General features: G+C 66.4%; 13 protein-coding genes and 1 pseudogene. 3 read left to right on the top strand and 11 right to left on the bottom strand.

Translation table 11 applies throughout. The features are described from left to right. Positions 1-42 precede the first annotated feature (42 nt). The 8 genes from AB0E24_RS17745 to AB0E24_RS17710 are packed head-to-tail and all read right to left on the bottom strand — an operon-like array spanning position 43 to position 7,534. Positions 43-1,959, bottom strand: coding sequence for a VgrG-related protein (locus AB0E24_RS17745; protein ID WP_359378020.1), 1,917 nt, complete (start codon positions 1,957-1,959; stop codon positions 43-45). Positions 1,960-1,962: 3 nt separating this feature from the next. Then, positions 1,963-2,760: a CIS tube protein gene (locus AB0E24_RS17740; RefSeq protein ID WP_359378017.1), complete on the bottom strand. Its 798-nt coding sequence runs from the start codon at positions 2,758-2,760 to the stop codon at positions 1,963-1,965. A 3-nt stretch (positions 2,761-2,763) separates the two neighbouring features. After that, positions 2,764-3,195, bottom strand: a complete 432-nt coding sequence (locus AB0E24_RS17735; RefSeq protein WP_069860622.1) for a phage tail protein — start codon at positions 3,193-3,195, stop codon at positions 2,764-2,766. A gap of 25 nt (positions 3,196-3,220) precedes the next feature. Then, positions 3,221-4,915: a hypothetical protein gene (locus tag AB0E24_RS17730; RefSeq protein ID WP_359378014.1), complete on the bottom strand. Its 1,695-nt coding sequence runs from the start codon at positions 4,913-4,915 to the stop codon at positions 3,221-3,223. Between the two features lie 6 nt (positions 4,916-4,921). Then, entirely contained in the window at positions 4,922-5,065 is a 144-nt protein-coding gene (locus AB0E24_RS17725) for a DUF6760 family protein (protein WP_087684351.1), read from the bottom strand. Next, positions 5,062-5,493, bottom strand: a complete 432-nt coding sequence (locus AB0E24_RS17720; RefSeq protein WP_147967564.1) for a hypothetical protein — start codon at positions 5,491-5,493, stop codon at positions 5,062-5,064. Before AB0E24_RS17720 ends, AB0E24_RS17725 begins: the two co-directional genes overlap by 4 nt. Continuing rightward, a complete protein-coding gene (locus tag AB0E24_RS17715) occupies positions 5,493-5,936 on the bottom strand; it encodes a phage tail protein (RefSeq protein ID WP_069860626.1) in 444 nt (147 codons plus the stop codon). Before AB0E24_RS17715 ends, AB0E24_RS17720 begins: the two co-directional genes overlap by 1 nt. Positions 5,937-5,971: 35 nt before the next feature. After that, positions 5,972-7,534 carry a phage tail sheath family protein gene (locus AB0E24_RS17710; protein WP_359378008.1) on the bottom strand — a complete coding sequence of 521 codons (1,563 nt, stop codon included), beginning with the start codon at positions 7,532-7,534 and terminating at the stop codon, positions 5,972-5,974. Between the two features lie 246 nt (positions 7,535-7,780). Here AB0E24_RS17710 and AB0E24_RS17705 point away from each other — a divergent pair, with 246 nt between their 5' ends. Both AB0E24_RS17705 and AB0E24_RS17700 read left to right on the top strand, forming a co-directional pair. Beyond that, on the top strand, positions 7,781-11,395 hold the full coding sequence (locus AB0E24_RS17705; protein ID WP_359378006.1) for a hypothetical protein: 3,615 nt from the start codon (positions 7,781-7,783) through the stop codon (positions 11,393-11,395). 45 nt (positions 11,396-11,440) lie between these two features. Then, entirely contained in the window at positions 11,441-12,421 is a 981-nt protein-coding gene (locus tag AB0E24_RS17700; protein WP_283882281.1) for a hypothetical protein, read from the top strand. A 670-nt stretch (positions 12,422-13,091) separates the two neighbouring features. On the opposite strand, the gene AB0E24_RS17695 is transcribed toward AB0E24_RS17700, so the two are convergent. After that, on the bottom strand, positions 13,092-13,358 hold the full coding sequence (locus AB0E24_RS17695) for a hypothetical protein (RefSeq protein WP_347235951.1): 267 nt from the start codon (positions 13,356-13,358) through the stop codon (positions 13,092-13,094). Positions 13,359-13,453: 95 nt separating this feature from the next. Continuing rightward, positions 13,454-13,976 (bottom strand): annotated as a pseudogene (locus AB0E24_RS17690) (transposase family protein); the annotation flags it as partial. Between the two features lie 180 nt (positions 13,977-14,156). Here AB0E24_RS17690 and cutA point away from each other — a divergent pair. Next, positions 14,157-14,489, top strand: coding sequence for a divalent-cation tolerance protein CutA (gene cutA, locus AB0E24_RS17685; RefSeq protein WP_347235940.1), 333 nt, complete (start codon positions 14,157-14,159; stop codon positions 14,487-14,489). A 4-nt stretch (positions 14,490-14,493) separates the two neighbouring features. On the opposite strand, the gene AB0E24_RS17680 is transcribed toward cutA, so the two are convergent. Beyond that, positions 14,494-15,831, bottom strand: a complete 1,338-nt coding sequence (locus AB0E24_RS17680) for an NsdA family TPR-like regulatory protein (protein ID WP_359378003.1) — start codon at positions 15,829-15,831, stop codon at positions 14,494-14,496. Between the last annotated feature and the right edge of the window lie 305 nt (positions 15,832-16,136).

Below are 16,136 nucleotides of genomic sequence, written 5' to 3'. Positions count from 1 at the left end.
GTGCTGTCGTGTGCGGTGTCGTGTGCGGTGCCTCGTGCCGTGTCAGTTGATGCGCACCATGGGCGCGTTGACGGAGAGCGAGTCCCCGCCCTTGAGCTCGGTGCGGGTGGTGCTGCCGACCGCCACCTGGTTGCCGCGCACCTCCACGGAGCCGCCGGTGGACAGCTTCACCTGGCCGTTGCCGCCGTCCACCTCCACCCCGCCGCGGGCGGTCAGCTTCACCGTGGCGCCGCCCAGCTCCAGCGTGCCGTCGCCGGCGTCCAGGGACACGCCGCTGCCCGCCTTGATGGACACCTGCTCCTTGGCCTCGATCTCCACCGTGCCGTCGCTGTGCACCACGATGGCCGTGCCCTTGCGGTCGAGGTTGATCCTGAGCTTTCCGTCGCCGGTCACCAGCCGTACGCCCTGTGGGCCGTTGGCCGCGTCGAGCAGCTCCAGCTTGTTGCCGCCACGGGAGCCGAACGCGCGCTTGTTGACCGCACCGCTGGTGGGGTCGACCGCCTGCGCCTCCTGGCCGTCGCCCTGGCCCTGCTGGGGACCGAGACCCTGTCCCTGCCCCGAAGTGGCCTGCCCCTGCCCCGGTTTGTCCTTGCCGTTGTAGAGACCGGCGAGCACATACGGGCGGTCCAGATGGCCCTGCTCGAAACCGATCAGCACCTCGTCGCCCACCTCGGGGATGAACGCCTCCCCGCCACCGGTCCCGCTCGCCTGGGCGGTGCGCGCCCAGTCACTTGCGTACTCGTCGGACAGCCAGGGGAACCGCACCTTGACCCGGCCGAGCCCGTCGGGGTCCTTGGTGTCGGTGACCGTGCCGTTGGCCAGCCCCGAACACCGGGAGGGGGTCTCCGCGCCGCCACCGGACCCGCCGCCGGTCAGCCCGAACAGCGAACGCTCCTGCTGCCCGGACACCGTCACCCACGTCTCATAGCCACGCACCGGGTCGAACACATGCCGCGAGGAGGTGACGGTGTAGCGCCCCTCGAAGGGTTTGCCGACCCCGGCCAGGGTGACCGCGCCACCCGCCCGCACCTCCGGATTGCCCCGGATCACCGCCTCCAGCTCGGCGAACGACCCCGCGATCCGCGCCGCGAGGGCCTTCGCGGCCTGGTCCACCTGCGCCTGCTGCCCGTACGGCGCGTCGGACACCACAAAGCTGGCCTCGCCGAACGTCCGCGCCACCTCCGCCGCCGTCACTCCCAGGTCCAGCGTCGTGGCCTTGCCCGCGTCCGCGCGGCCCACCAGCGGCTGCTTGGTCTTGACGTCCCAGCCCCGCACCTCGACTGTGGACACCTGCTCGGCCGCCGACACCCCGGCCCGGCAGCGCAGCAGATTGTCCCCCATCTCCAGCACCAGGGGATCGCGGGCGGCGCGCGCCGAGGTGTCCGGGGCGCCACCCGCCTCGGTGGGCCTGGCGACATGCAGCTTTCCATCCGTCACATACACCTGGGCGCCCGCCTCCTCGGCGAGCCCGCGGAGGAACTCCCAGTCGCTGATGTTCGGCTGCGCCACATGCTCCAGCACCGGGCCCGCCACATCGACCTTCCCCGGCTTCAGCCCCGCCCGCCGCGCCACCCGGACACAGATGTCGGCGAGGGTCATGTTCTGGTAGCTGGCCACCTGGCGGCCCCGGAAGAGCCGGTGCGACTCGTCCAGACCGCGCACCACCGTGAAGGTGCCGGTGTCGTCGATCTCCACCTCCAGCGCGGTGACGCTCCCGGTCAGCAGCGGACGCGGTGAGGGCCCGCCCGCACCGGCCAGCAGCCGCACCTCGGTACCGATCTCCACCCCCGCTTTCTCCAGCAGCACCCGGCTGGGGTCACGAAAGCGCAGCACAAACAGATCGGGCAGCGTACGGCTGTCGTCCACATACCCCTCGACCAGCGTGTTCGCCAGTGTGGGGGACAGCGGACGGCCGCCGAACTCCACCACCAGCGCCTTGGCGACACTCTGCCCGGCCATCGCTCACCGCCCCCCGCCGTCGCCGTGGGCCGCGGCCCCCTCGTCGCGGTCCAGTTCGTCCGGCGCCGGAAGCAGCAGCTCCAGGCCGCCCGGCAGCCGCATCGGATCGTCGATCCCGTTGGCCTCCGCGATGACCCGCCACGCGGCCGGATCGCCGTACTCGCGCCAGGCCAGCAGCGGCAGCGTGTCGCCGGTGCGCACCCGGTGCACCCGGCGTGCGTGCAGCGTGCCCGACGTCGGATTCTGCCCCGGAGTCTCCCCGGTGATCTCCTCCATCGTCACCTGGCACACCGCCCGGATCGGCACACCGGAGGTGGTGAACAGGGTGTACTTCGCCTGTACTTGGCTGACATAGCCGGGGAACCCGGTGAGCCCGCCCCAGTGGAACACCACCCATGGCGGCGAGGCCCGCTGCTGCTGCCGGGTCTCGCTGGTCGGCACACAGCAGGTGAACAGCCGCTCCACCGAGGTCACCACGCTGGTGTCGTGGGTGTCGCTGGCGTCGAAGAACATCTCGACGGTCAGCTTGCTGGGCTGCGGCCCCTGGTACTCGGGCGGCCCCGCGCTCTTCGCCCCCTTGGCCGGGGTGCGCTTCCAGGCCGCCGCCTTGGTCAGGCTCAGCTCCTTGGGGTTGAACTGGAAGTCGATCCGCCCGCACGGCCCGCCCGGCGTCAGACCGCCCCCGGGCGGAGGGGTGCGCAGCTCCAGATAGGCGTGCTCCAGCTTGGGCCGGGCCCCGCCGCCTCCCCTGCCCGCGGCGGCACCGCCGCCCGCCGCGCTGAACGCCACGGGTGAGCTCATGGGTCAGCCCTCCATCACATAGCCGTGGTGGGCGATCTCGATGGTCTCCATGGCCACCTTGGGCGACTCCGGATTGAACGACGGCCCGGTCCAGCGCACCGGCACCACCTCCAGCAGACCCCACTGGGCCACCTTGTGGCCGTCGCCCGTCCGCGCCTCGATATGCGCGGTGCGGCGGGCGATCCCGGTGGTCATGCTCGCGAACCACTTGGCCACCTTCTCGGTGTCACGGGTCAGTGGCCGGGACAGCTTGATGTTGGGGTACTTCAGCCGGGTGGGCAGCTGCCACAGATGGCCGTTGTTGCCGCCCTCCTCCCGCTGTTCGAGCACCACCTCGCAGCCGAGGCCCTCACAGGTGTTGAACGAGCCGAGTTCGATGCCGTCGACCGTGACGACGAAACAGACGCTGACCGCCGGGTCATCGGTAACGGGCATGCCGTGTCCCTTCTCTCCGCACTTGTCAGTGCCTGGTGTTGATCAGGTGTCCGGCCCGTTCGCGCTCCAGCCGCAGCTCCGCCTTCAGCAGCCGGCTCAAGGGGCCGTACAGCGCACGGACCAGCTCGTCGTCCACCTTGGGCGCCCCGCCCTTGCCCCCCTCCCCGTGTCCCCCCGGCCCTCCGGGGCCGCCGTCATGGGGCGCGCCCCCGGGGGACGGGCCGGAAGCGGGCCCGGAGGACGGGCCGGACGGCGGCGGCTCGGGTGGCTCGGGTGGATCGGGCGGCTGAGGGGGCTCGGGCGGATCAGGGATGTCGGGGATCTCCGGGGTCTCGGCATCGCGCTGTACGGGTGGGAGGAACCGCGCCCGCTGTATCCCCCGCGGGGAAGGGGCGGGCGGAACGCCTGGTGGCTGGAACACCACGGAGCCGTCTGCCATGCGCTGGGCCACCCCCGAGGCCACCGCCACCGAACCGGCGTCGACCAGCGGACGGGCCGGGCGCGGTGGCGCGGTGGCCGGTGCCGATGCCAGGGGCCTGGCGGCCGGGGATGGGGGAGTGGTGGCCCCCGGCACCACTGAGCGCTGGGCGGTGGGCGTCGCCGGGCGATGCGCGGCCGGTGCCGCGCCGGTGGCGGCCACCTCCGGCCTCTCGGGGGACGGGCCGTCGGCGGCCGACCACCGCAGCGGCACGACCGGCGGCTCGGGTGCGGAGCCGCCGGGTGTGGGCGGCACCTCGTGCGCACCCGAGAACAGCGGCACCGACCGCTGTGCCACCAGCGGCACCACGGGCCCCGCCGCCGGGGCGGGTTCGGCCCCGATGGGTGTCCCGGTGGCGGTGGCCCGTTGCAGCGGGACGGGCATGGCCGCGGATGCGGGCGCGGCCGTCGGCCCGGGTGCCGCAGCGGTGTCCGCCGTACGTACCACCAGCGGGTCGTCGGGGAGCAGCGGCCTGGACGGGGCGTCGCCGCGCGGCGGTTCCGGCGGCGCGGCTCCCGGTTCCTCGGGCGTCAGGGCTCCCGTGCTCGCCGCGGGCTTGCGCTGGGCGGTCGGCGGCAACTCGCTCAGTGGCTCGCCCAGTCCGAAGGCGGCGGACCGCTGGACCGGTGGCGAGGGCGGGGAGGGAGACGTTGTGGCCGGTGTGTCGCTCGCCTCCGTACGGGCCCGTGGCGCCGTGAGGGGGAGCGCGGTCAGCTGACGGATCTGTTCGTCCGGAGGGCGGGCGGAGATCAGTGGCTCGACCACCTCCGGCGTGTTCGGGGCGATGGCACCCTCCACCTCCCGTGTTTCCGGGGTGACGGCACCTTCCGCCGCCCGCTGTACGGGCGCGCTCCGGGGCGTGCCGAACTCCCGCGCCGCGACGGGACCGGCCGCACGGCTCACCGTCGGCGGTGTGCCGCGGGTCGGGACCGGCGTATCGGCAGGCGGCGGTGTGGGCGGCGTGGCCAGACCGTGTCCCACGCCCGACGGGGCCTCCGGGCTCACCAGATGGCCGAGCGTCCCGAGGAACGACGCGTTCTGCCATGTCCCCAGCCCCGCGCGGAAACCGGCGGGATCGGTCACCAGCTCGGGCGCCGCCACCGTCCGCTGCAACGGCGGCACCTCCCGCCACCCCGGTGTGGTGGGCGGCGCCTGAGGGCTCGCGATCGTCTCCGTTCCGGTGTGTGCCGTGTTCCCCGTACCGCTCCGCCGTCGTCCGGTCAGCCAGGACAGCAATCCCATCTCACATCACCGCTCGTTCAGCCGGGCGATGTGATCCACGTATCGCAACCGGTCGGTGTGCTCGAGGTCGAGGATCTCGTCGAGGGACCAGTGGAAGTGGTAGGCGAGGTACGCGACCTCCTGATGGATCCGGTCGGCCGCGTACGTCACGATTCCCCCAGGCGACCACCACCGGACAGATCCACCGCGAAGCTCTCCTGGCACGAGGGGCAGGTGACCGCGGCCCGGGTGTGCCCCTCGGCGTTGATCCTGCGGTAGAAGTCCTGGAGAAAGGCGAGGTCGGAGGCGAACAGGTCCTCGACGACGCCCGGATGGATGTCCTCGATCGAGCCGAGCCGGGTGATCACCCGGGAGATCAGCACCACCGACAGATAGGCGGAGTTCTCCCGCACCCGGTCGTCCCGCAGCGGGACCAGCTCGTCGCGGGCGGTGGCCAGCCGCATGACGCCGTCGCGGTGCACCGTTCCGGATTCGTCCACGTACCCGCGCGGCAGCTCGAAGGGGAATTCGGTCCGCAGGGCCTCGGTCTGCCGGTCCGGGTCCGCCCGCTCGGGGGATGCCGCGATGGTGCGCCGCATCAGTCGACTTCCACGCTCTCGTAGGTGATGGCCAGCTTCTCGGTGAGCACGGAGGTGTCACCGGCCTTGAGCGTGCTGATCTCCAGGGATTTGGGCCAGGCGTTGATGAGCTTGTACCGCTTGATCGGAATGCCCTCGTAGTCGTAGACGATGATGGAGCCGTTGCGCCGGGCGTTGGTCATCTTCCCGAACCGGGAATCCTTGATCCACTGCTCGAAGCTGTTGTCCTCGGTCAGACCGCGGGAGACGGTGACCTCACCGGCCTTGGGACGGCCCGGCAGCTTCTTGATCGCATACTTTCCATCGGCGGTGTTCTGCTTCAGCTCGATCACGTCCTGCTCCATCTTCAGACCACTGACCTCGGTGATCTGCCTGATGAGCACACTGTCGAATTCCAGCCCGAAGGAATGCCCTACGGAACTGTCGAGTTCGGGGAGCGGCATACCAGCCTCCTAGGATCGGTCCGTCGTGGTGGTCATCACTCGTCAACCGCTCCCGTGCCCGCGGAGAGCTGGGCGAGCCGGAACACCACGAACTCCGCGGGCTTCACCGGAGCCACCCCGACCTCACAGATGACCTGCCCGGCGTCGATGGACTCCGGTGGATTGGTCTCGCGGTCGCATTTCACATAGAAGGCTTCGTCGGGGGTCAGCCCGAAGAGTGCGCCCTTGCGCCATTCATTGACCAGGAACGCCGAGATGGTGCGCCGGATACGGGCCCACAGGGCGTCGTCGTTGGGCTCGAAGACCACCCACTGGGTGCCCGCAAGGATCGACTCCTCCAGATAGTTGAAGAGCCGCCGCACATTGAGATAGCGCCAGGACGTGTCATCGGCAAGCGTACGTGCGCCCCATACCCGGATGCCGCGGCCGGGGAAGGCACGGATGCAGTTGAGCCCGATGGGGTTGAGGAGGTCGTGCTCACCCTTGGTGATCTGCGTCTGGAGCGCGACGGCGCCCCGTACCACCTCGTTCGCCGGGGCCTTGTGCACCCCGCGGGTCTCGTCGTTCCGCGCCCACACCCCCGCGATATGCCCGCTCGGAGGCATAAAGGCGTCCCGGCCCACGGCCGGGTCGAACACCTTGATCCACGGGTAGTAGAGGGTGGCGTACTTGGAGTCGAATCCGGTCGTCTCCTCCCGCCAGGTCTTGACCTGGCGCGGGCTCAGGGCGGGCGGCGGATCGAGGATGGCGATCCGGTCGCCCATCGCCTCGCAGTGGGTGATCAGCCCGCGTTGCACCGTGATCACCGTCTCGAGGTCCACCGCACCCCGCTGGTAGGCGCTCATCAGGTCCGGCGCGGCCACCATGGTGACCTCCTCGACCGCCTCCAGACCGCCGAATCCGGTCCGCCGGTCGGGATCTCCCACGTAGGAATCGGCAGACAGCGTGTCCGGCACCACCGCGGCCCCCGGGCCGGCCCCGGGTGAGGCGGCGAGCGTCACCACCTGAGCCTCGGGCCGCGCGGGCGCCGCGCCCTTACCCGGCTCCTCCAGCCTGATCAGCTGGGAGCGGGCCCTGACCTGCGTGGCCACGTTCTCCTTGCTGCGCTTGGTGGTCACGGCCGGGTAGGTCTCCGCGACCACTCCGTCCCGCTTGACCACCAGCGCGAAGACGTCCTGCGGCGGGTCGTCGCCCTCGGGGTCGGCCACCTCGACGGTGATCTCCCCGGTGACACCCGGCAGGGTGCGTACGACATACGGCCCGAGCTGGGCCGAAGGCCCCGCGGCGACCTCCTTCGCCGTGCCCGCGCGCCCCTCGCCCGGCTCCGCCTCCTCCGCGTCGCCGATGCGCACGACGTAGCAGATGCCACCACCGTTGGCGAAGAAGCCATAGACGGAGGAGGCGAGGTAGGTGCCCTCGACGAAGTCCCCGAAAACGGTGGTGAACTGCGTCCAGTTGGTGATGAGCGTCGGCTCGTGGAACGGTCCCTTCTGCGCGAACCCGATGAAGGCGGCGACCGAGGTCCCGACCCCTTCGATCGGCCGCGACCCGGATTCCACCTCTTCGACGTAGACACCCGGGGACAAGTACGACGGCATGCCACTCTCCTCGACCGGGGAAACGAGATCGATTGTTCCCGGGAAAAGGATCAACGGGAACGGGCTTTCGGCCGCCCCCGCGTACAGAGCGCCCTGCCCGAGAGGCAGCGGATTTCCTTTCCCTATCGGGCAGACCTTCTTGCCCCCATCACTACCCGGGTTTCCCCGGGCCCGGAGCGGGCCGACCCAGCACCCTGACAGACATGTCGCGGACGTATCGCCGGACGGCCGGTGCCGGATGATGCGATGAAGTCTGCCCAGGAGAGGTCAGGGAAGCCGGCCGCGGCCGCGAGGGCCGGGCCGAAGGAGCGCTCGGCGCCGCCTCCGGGCGTGGCCCCGGTGGCGGACCCGGCCTCGGCTTCGTCCTCGACCTTGGCCTCGGCCTTGTCCTTGGAGCAGACGGCTGCCCCCGCGCCCACCCCCGCCCCGGTTTCTCCATCCACCGTTCCCGGTCTGGCCTCGCGTCACCTCCAGCGCCTACAGGCCGCGGCCGGGAACTCGGCGGTCTCGCGTCTGGTCGCCCAGCGCTACGCGGCGCCGGTGAAGCCCCCACCGTCCCAGGCCCCCGGCTTCCGCAAGGTCCAGTCGGACGTCGCGGCGAAGAAGCGGAAGCTGGCCCAGCACAACCCCGCGGCCGCGGAGTCCCGGTCCGCCCAGGACGCGGCGGTGGCCCCGCCGGACGACAAGGAGGCACAGGGCAAGGCGGCCAACGCGGAGAAGATGAACGCCGCCAAACCGGGGGAGTTCGACAAGGCGGGCTTTATCGCGGCGGTGAACGAGGCGATCGCCGCGCAGGCGCCCAAGAACCTTGACGAGGCCGACAAGTTCGCCGACTCCGGCAAGGCCGACAAGATCAAGGGCGAGGTCGACGGCAAGGTCACCGACGGCAAGAACGCGTCGTCGAAGGACATCGAGACCACCACCAAAGCCGCCCCGGACACCTCGCAGGCCAAGGAAAAAGAAGTCACCCCGATGAAGCCGGACCAGCCTCCGGCCAACCCGGGCGCGCCGAACGCGGCGGACGCGACCCCGCAGCAACAGCCGCCCGAGGTCACGGACTTCTCCGAGGGCCCGAAGAAGACCGACAAGCAGATGGCGGACGCGGAGGTCACCGAGGAGCAGCTGGCCAAGAGCAACGAACCGGAGTTCACGGCCGCCCTCGGCGAGAAGAAGAAGGCCGAACAGCACTCCGAGACGGCCCCCGGGCAGGCCCGCGCGGCCGAGAAACAGCAGCTCGCCACCGCGAAGTCCCACGCTGCCGGGGCCGGCACCCAGGCCATGTCCGCCCTGACCGCCGCCCGCGCGGGCGCGGGCAAGCAGGTCGACGGCGGCAAGGGCGAGACCAAGTCGAAGGATGAGCAGAAGCGGGAGGAGGTCACCGCAAAGCTCCAAAAGGTCTTCGACGCCGCGAAGAAGGACGTCGAGGGCATCCTCGAGGGTCTCGACGGCAAGGTCGACAAACAGTTCGAGGAGGGCGAGAAGAAGGCCCGGGACGCCTTCAACAAGGACCAGAAGCGCCGGATGAAGGAGTACAAGGACAAGCGCTACGGCGGCTTCTGGGGCCCGGCCAAATGGGCCAAAGATAAAATCGCCGGCATGCCGGAGGAGGCCAACCGCCTTTTCCAGGAGTCCCGCAAGCTCTACGTCAACCAGATGCAGGGCGTCATCTCCTCCATCGCCGACACGATCGGCACCGAACTGGGCAAGGCGAAAACCCGTATCGCCAAGGGGCGCGCCGAACTGAAGGCGGAGGTGGACAAGCTCCCCGCCGACCTGAAGAAGTACGGCCAGGACGCGGCAAAGGACTTCGCTGGCAAGTTCGACGACCTCGAATCGGAGGTCAACGACAAATCAAAGGAACTGGTCCAGACCCTGGCCCAGAAGTACACCCAGGCCCTCAACGCGGTCGACGAGGAGATCAAGAAACTCCAGGAGGCGAACAAGGGCCTGGTCCAGAAGGCCGTGGACGCGGTCGTCGGTGTCATCAAGACGATCAACGATCTCAAGAACCTCCTGATGGGCATCCTGGCCAAGGCGGCCAGCGCCATCATGAAGATCATCAAGGACCCCATCGGCTTCCTGGGCAACCTGGTCCGCTCCGTCGGCGCCGGCCTCCAGCAGTTCATGTCCAACATCGGCACCCACCTCCAAACGGGCCTGGTGTCGTGGCTGTTGGGCACGAGCGTCAAAGCCGGAATCGAGATCCCCGCAAAGTTCGACCTAAAAGGCATAATCCAGCTGATCGCCTCCTTGCTGGGCCTGACCTGGGCGAACATCCGCGCCCGCATCACCCGCAAGGGCGTCCCCGACCAGGCCATGAGCAAGGCCGAACAATCCGTCCCGGTCGCGAAGGCGCTGGCGACGGAGGGCCCGGCAGGCGCCGCCAAGGAAATCACCGCCGAAACCGGCGACCTGAAGTCCACCATCCTCGAAGAGCTCAAGTCCTACCTGATCCCCACGGTCATCATCGCGGGCATCACCTGGATCCTCTCCCTCCTCAACCCCGCCTCCGCCTTCGTCCGCGCGGCCAAGGCCATCATCGACATCGTCTCCTTCGTCGTGAACCAGGGCGCCCAGATCGTCGACTTCGTCAACGCGGTCCTGGACGCGGTCATAGCCATAGCCAACGGCGGCGCAGCCGGCGTCCCCAAAACAATCGAAACCGCCCTGGCCGCCAGCATCCCCCTCCTCATCGGCCTCCTCGCGTCCCTGCTCGGCATCGGCGGCTTGGCCAACAAAATCAAGCAGGTCTTCCAAAAAGTGTCCCGCCCGGTCAACCGAGCCATAGACAAAATCGTCACCAAAATTGCCCAGGCCGCGAAGAAGCTCTGGTCCAAGGTTAAGAATAGGAATAAAGAGAATGAAGGAAAAATCGAGGGAGGTGGATCGAAAAGCGCACAATCCAGGCATGAGGACATCTTCAACCAGACAAAGAAAGATATAAATTCGCGGTTCGGTAAGCCAATTGCGGCGACAGAACTAAGACAGGTAGTCGATCAGGTACTGGCCAAGAACCGCAGCATCGGACTCAAAGATCTAGTATTCAAGCCGTCCGGGCAGTCAGGGGCTTTTGCCCTGATTGCCAAGGTAAATCCTCTCAGGAGAATCACCTCGGCAAAAATTCCGCGATTTACGCCAAAAGAAATGGAGCTACAGAACCAGATCCCAACACACGCGAAGGCTACTATCACTTTTCATCATTTGGATGAAACAATACAGGGGCAGGAACAGTACGACAAGATGCGCAGTGGCTACGTCGGAAAGAAAGACAGGGTCAAAACGAAGGTTCGCTACGGCACGCAGGTGCCGTCACCAACCGGCCAAGGAAATATCCCAACGGTCACGCTGGAAGAAACCTCAAAGGAACGCAGTGTTCACGCAGAGGAATTGCTGACGCGAGAACTGCAAAACAACTGGGGTTCCAACATACCCCCACCGCAAAAGAGTGGGATAGCAGGGCAGAAGCCCAACCTGAGGGTCGATTTACGTGTTAATCGAAGCTGCTGCCCCGGCTGTGCGCATCAGGTCGCACAGTTACTGGACAAGGCGAGAGAAGAAGGCTGGACGCCGATCGTTTCCGTGCTCGCGACGCGTCTCTATATGGGGGATTTCGACGAGTTGCGAGGGAGGGAGACCGGTGAGAACGGTTTGCGCATCCTGATGGGAAGAGGTGTGTCGGTCGAGGTGCTGGACATGAGTGATCCTTCGATGGAGGATGTCCGGGACTGGATTCTACATAAATCAACCATGCCAGACGGAAAAGTGACCACATCAGAATATGAAGAAAAATACAAAAAACAGTGGAATACTCCGCTGAGTGAATCAATCGATTTGGTAAAGAAAGAGCTTGGAATAACTTGAGGGAACAGTAGCTCGTATTTATCCGCGTGGTCCGTGTGAGGTGCCATGTTGACACAACTGCTCAGCGCTCTACCTCGATTTTTCGAAACCGGAGAGTGGGGTCGACAGCCAGTAGTCTATGCAGTGAATCACGCTAGGAAAATCAAAAGCGAGAGCTACCCGATCGTAGTAGAGACAGAGGGTGGTACTTACCTTTTGGAGAAGCTCCAGGAGCTGGGGGGTGATGTACATATGGAGCTTCAACTACTGGACTTGACGGTCGCACCTGATGTGCTTGCTCTTATTATTGTGGCTGAAGGCTGGTCTACCGAACAACTCCCGAACGGTACGGACCAGACTTTTGACATCCTTTACTTCCAAGGAGTGACGCGCGCAGGAGAGAGTAACACCCTGATCACCTACAGAAATTCCGCCATGTCGACAAAATTCGACCCCCTGAAAGGGACGCTGCGGGTTTGCCTGGAAGTTATCTTGGAAGCCCCGATTCGCGATTTCATGCAAGTGCGGCAATGGCTTGCTGCGACTGCCGCATCGCGAGTCAGCAGGCACCTTTCCGAATGGAATCAGGGCGCCCGCCCCGGTCATGCACCACCGTTCATCGCCATGCAATGCGACAACCAGGAGAGTTTCTTTGCTGCCAAGCTCAGCGAACTCACTGCAGGAGCAATCACTTCGGTGTGCTGGGAAGTGAGTGATGACGGTAACCTGCTGCCAGGGCAGTTACGCGAACCAATGCACGAGATGGTGATCGGGGATTCTGAAGTAAATACCAGCCTGTGTGTCAGTGCTGCTCGGCATCTCGCAACCACATCTTGGTCAGATTTTATCTCACATGTCCGGGATGGCTCGCTTTTGCCAATTGATCCGTTCGTCGTTCACCGTTTTCCGGGGAGTGTTTTAGGGCGTTTCGCGGCTGATCAGATTGAATCAGCAGAAGAAATTATGAGGGAATGGTCTCCCTATGCGGGAGAAGCTGGCGCGAACAGGGCCTTGAATATATTTCGCGCCGCCCGGTGGATTGACTAGCGCCGCCTTTTCGCTTGCTGCGATGAGGCGTCGCTGATCGCCATCGGCTGGATGGGCGGGGTGGTTTCGTTGTTTGGGCATGGCGGAGTCCCGGCGCGGGGTTGTGTCCTCCAAGGTCTTTCGGGTCGTGGGTGATCAGGGCTTTGCTGGGGTGCCGGCCTGTCGGGGGTCCCGAGCGGGTCGGCGATTCCTTCGCCCAGCTCGCCATCACACCCCACCAAGCACCCCATAACCCCCTGCGGTTCACCCATACGAGTGAACGTCGGTGTCGAGTTTTCTATGAGATGTACTCGAGTCGATACCAGATTTGACACACCAGGAAACTCTTTCCAAAAAACAGAGTTGCCCCCGAGGTATTTCGCGAGTCGTTGCAGGTCACCAACTGGAAATCCGGGCTGAGGCCTAATTTCTGTCAGGTTCTGCGTCCACTTCTATCAGGATTCGGGTTCGTTCCTATGGGTTTTCGCCACCCCTCGTGTTGAGAAACGGGGCTGCTTCTATCGGAAAACGTGCAGTTCACGGGGGCGGAGGTGGTCGGCCCCCCCCTTCCTTCGCTGTGTCAACATTGCACTTCCACGCAAACGAAGGGAGAACACGATGGACCCCGTCGTCATAGGCGGCATCGCATCAGGCAGCCTTGCCTTTATCGGGACCGTTGGTGCCGCTTTAATCAACCGGAGCGCGAAGAAGGAATGCTGTCGAAGCAGGCACGCACAGCTTCGACGGATGGTGCACCCTTGCAGGCGTGACCGTCCGGGCAATCGCCGGGGATCTGTGCGACCTCGCCCGGCCGCGGCGGGGACTCGCTCACCTGGTCAATCGCGGTCGCGGCGGGGTCGTCGGGGAGGCGGAGGTGTGTGCCGTCCAGCTTGGTGGTCAGGGTGTAAGCGATGCCGCAGGAGCGCAGGCCCGGGAGGGTGTGGTCGGCGCCGAGCATGATGGGTCATCGGTCCGAGGGCCGGAAGTCCACCGCCGTTTGCGACTGGTGACACTGTTCTCACCGGCGCCCGCACACGGAAAATCGTCCAGATAAAGTGCCTCTCCGGTGTTGGCCAAGAAGCACAGCGGCGGGTGGTAGCCGAAGCCGGCCTTGTAGGTGGGTGTTGCCTGGTCTTTCTCGGAGTGGCAGGTGACCAGGGCGGCGTCGAGGTCCGGGACAAGGCCGGGCTGTATGGGTCCCGCGGACCGGTCTGCGGGTATGCCCTCGCCTCTTTCCGTGGCCTGCGGCCAGGCGACTAGCCGAGCCTGGGCTCGGGCCGAGCGCAGGCTCGGCTAGCGCCCGTTGACCAACGTCGGCGAGCAGCCGCCAAGCCGTCGGTGTCGAGGCGACGGGGCCGAACACCTCGGCTTAGTCATGCAGTACGGCCAGATCTGTGATGGTCTGGCCGCCCTCGGCGAGTATTACCGCGAGATCGGTGGCGATCCTGCCCGGATCAAGTCCGGTCTCGCGCGGGCGAAGCGAGCGCAACGCGGTGGAATATGCGCCGGTCAGCCCGGTGGCATCCGCAAGATCCGCCAGCAACCATGTCCCGGCATGACCGACCACACCCGAACCAATCAGTACTGACGTGACCCCGGGCACGCAAGATAGCCTGCACGTAGAAAGGGCCCTCTGCTTGGACTGACAGAACCTCTCAGCAACGTTCGTCGTCCCAGGGCAGGAAGGCACTTTCGCGTTTCCGCCTCGACAACTTCCACCCCCAAGCGTCCGACGGTTCGAAGCTAGGCTCGCGGTATGACTGATTTCCTTCAGGTGGCGACGGCGACGGAGACCCGTGAGGAAGCCGAGAAGCTGGCGGGGTCGGTGGTGACGGCTCGGCTCGCGGCCGGTGCGCAGATCGTCGGGCCGGTGGTTTCCGTCTTCTGGCATCAGGATGAGTTCGGTACGGGGGAAGAGTGGCAGCTCTTGTTCAAGACCCGTGCCGACCGTTACGCCGATCTTGAGGCGCACCTCTTGGAGCATCATCCGTGGAAGAACCCCGAGGTGTCGGCCGTACCGATCGTCGCGGGGTCGGGTGCCTACCTGCGGTGGGTGGATCGGACCACTGATCCGGACCCTGCGAGCTGATGCTTCAGGTCCTGGCCTTCTCCAGGACTTCGGCTACGGTCGGAAGCTCGCGGTGGGCGGTGAGCTGTTGGAGGATCGGGGTAAGGCGCTGGCGCGGGCGGACGGAGGCCACTCCGGCCGAGAGTTCCAGAACGCGGCCCGTGATGGTCGTAGCCTGCTCGATCTCTCCGGCGGCAAGGTAAGAGTCAGCGAGCCACGAGAGGTAGAGGCTCTTGTCCCGTGCGTGGGCGTCGTCATACCGGGTGAGTACTTTCTCCAAAACGGGGACGGCGCGGAGCGGTCGGCGTAGTTCGGTCCAGCATCGGCCGGTCATGATCTGGAGTTCGTTGTGGTCGACCCACGCCGCCCAGTCGGGTTGGGGGGTTCCGTCGCACTCGCTGAGGGCCGATCCCGCGGTAGTGAGCGCGCGTTCGGTCTCGGTGGCGTGCCCGGCGACGGCGTGAGTCCAAGCAAGGCGTTCGTACAGCAGTGCGCGCACGCTGGACGGGGCGTCGGGGCCTGCGGTTCGGCATGCCTGGGCGGCGGTCTCTATTCCGCCAGCACGGTCCGCGTTGACCTTCTGGTAGGCGAGGAACGCGAGGGCGTTTCCGGCAAGGGCGGTGTCTTTCGCTTCGGTGGCGGCCTGGTGGCTGGCCTCGTAGAGGCTGCTGGCGTCGGCGTGCTTGCCGGCGTCGAATGCGGCCCATCCTGCTTGCTGAGCCTGCTCGGAGAGGATGGATAGGAGCCCGCGGGCTGTCTCCTCCGTGTAGCTGCCCTCTCGAAGCATCGTCTTGGTCGCTTGGTACTCGCCGAGGTAGACGCGATAGGTGTCTCCTCCGCCCAGGATGTCATCGAGCCGCCGCAGCCGCGCCGTGCGATGTCGCAACTGTTCGGGCACGTCTCGACCGATCTGTCGGCCCGCCTCGATCTGGGCCAGCTCGGGTAGGCCGAGGACCAGACCCGCCCCGGCCGAGGCTCGGAAGAATTCCCTGCGCAGCACTGTTTCGCTTCCCCCTCGGGTCGTGGATGTGATGTGTGCTGAAGCGGTCGGGGTGTGACCGGGTGCGGTAGCCGATTCCCAGTCGCGGCGTGCGAGGCCGAGTAGATGGCCGGGGATGCGTAGTGCGTCGGCGATCGTCGCGATTTTGTCGAACGACGTGATGCGGCCCTGGCCACGCGCCAGGGAGCCGACTCGTTCGGGCTTGATGTCACACTCGGCGGCGATCTTCGAGTAACTGATCTTGGCTAAGTCTCGGGCAAGGGAGAAGACGGTGCCGAAGTCGTGGGCCACGATCGCGGCGCGCATCTCTGCGTGGTTGAGAAGTTCTCGCGGTAGTGCAGTCGGCGGTTGGTAATCGGTCATCGTGTGCCCCGTTGCGCCTGCTGGTGACAGTATGTCGCAAAGTCGTGACCTTCAGCCTACCCATCATGGGGATAGCCACGGGCGGGAAGTCAGCACGGTCATTCCGCAGGACAGTTGGCAGACGCAAGAGACCCCCGCGACGTGGCTGCGTCCGGGGGCGTGGTCAACGCTGCAAAGGAGCGTCAACAGTGCGGAAGACTACCGCCCGATTCGCGGAATGGCTGTTACAGCTGCTGCGGCCTGCTCCAGAGCGGCATCGGGCCGTTGGAATCCGGCCAGACGTCCGGCGCCTGAATACGCCGATA

Source organism: Streptomyces malaysiensis subsp. malaysiensis, from assembly GCF_040653035.1.
In the GTDB taxonomy this organism is placed as follows: Bacteria; Actinomycetota; Actinomycetes; order Streptomycetales; family Streptomycetaceae; genus Streptomyces; species Streptomyces malaysiensis.
The sequence above is the reverse complement of the archived record's forward strand: the minus strand, read 5'-3'. Positions and strand labels throughout refer to the sequence as shown.

Excerpts from the sequence above, each read along its gene's own strand:
- AB0E24_RS17745 (WP_359378020.1), bottom strand. The coding sequence starts at position 1,959 with ATGGCCGGGCAGAGTGTCGCCAAGGCGCTGGTGGTGGAGTTCGGCGGC.
- AB0E24_RS17740 (WP_359378017.1), bottom strand. The coding sequence starts at position 2,760 with ATGAGCTCACCCGTGGCGTTCAGCGCGGCGGGCGGCGGTGCCGCCGCG.
- AB0E24_RS17735 (WP_069860622.1), bottom strand. The coding sequence starts at position 3,195 with ATGCCCGTTACCGATGACCCGGCGGTCAGCGTCTGTTTCGTCGTCACG.
- AB0E24_RS17730 (WP_359378014.1), bottom strand. The coding sequence starts at position 4,915 with ATGGGATTGCTGTCCTGGCTGACCGGACGACGGCGGAGCGGTACGGGG.
- AB0E24_RS17720 (WP_147967564.1), bottom strand. The coding sequence starts at position 5,493 with ATGCGGCGCACCATCGCGGCATCCCCCGAGCGGGCGGACCCGGACCGG.
- AB0E24_RS17715 (WP_069860626.1), bottom strand. The coding sequence starts at position 5,936 with ATGCCGCTCCCCGAACTCGACAGTTCCGTAGGGCATTCCTTCGGGCTG.
- AB0E24_RS17710 (WP_359378008.1), bottom strand. The coding sequence starts at position 7,534 with ATGCCGTCGTACTTGTCCCCGGGTGTCTACGTCGAAGAGGTGGAATCC.
- AB0E24_RS17705 (WP_359378006.1), top strand. The coding sequence starts at position 7,781 with ATGAAGTCTGCCCAGGAGAGGTCAGGGAAGCCGGCCGCGGCCGCGAGG.
- AB0E24_RS17700 (WP_283882281.1), top strand. The coding sequence starts at position 11,441 with ATGTTGACACAACTGCTCAGCGCTCTACCTCGATTTTTCGAAACCGGA.
- AB0E24_RS17695 (WP_347235951.1), bottom strand. The coding sequence starts at position 13,358 with ATGCTCGGCGCCGACCACACCCTCCCGGGCCTGCGCTCCTGCGGCATC.
- cutA (WP_347235940.1), top strand. The coding sequence starts at position 14,157 with ATGACTGATTTCCTTCAGGTGGCGACGGCGACGGAGACCCGTGAGGAA.
- AB0E24_RS17680 (WP_359378003.1), bottom strand. The coding sequence starts at position 15,831 with ATGACCGATTACCAACCGCCGACTGCACTACCGCGAGAACTTCTCAAC.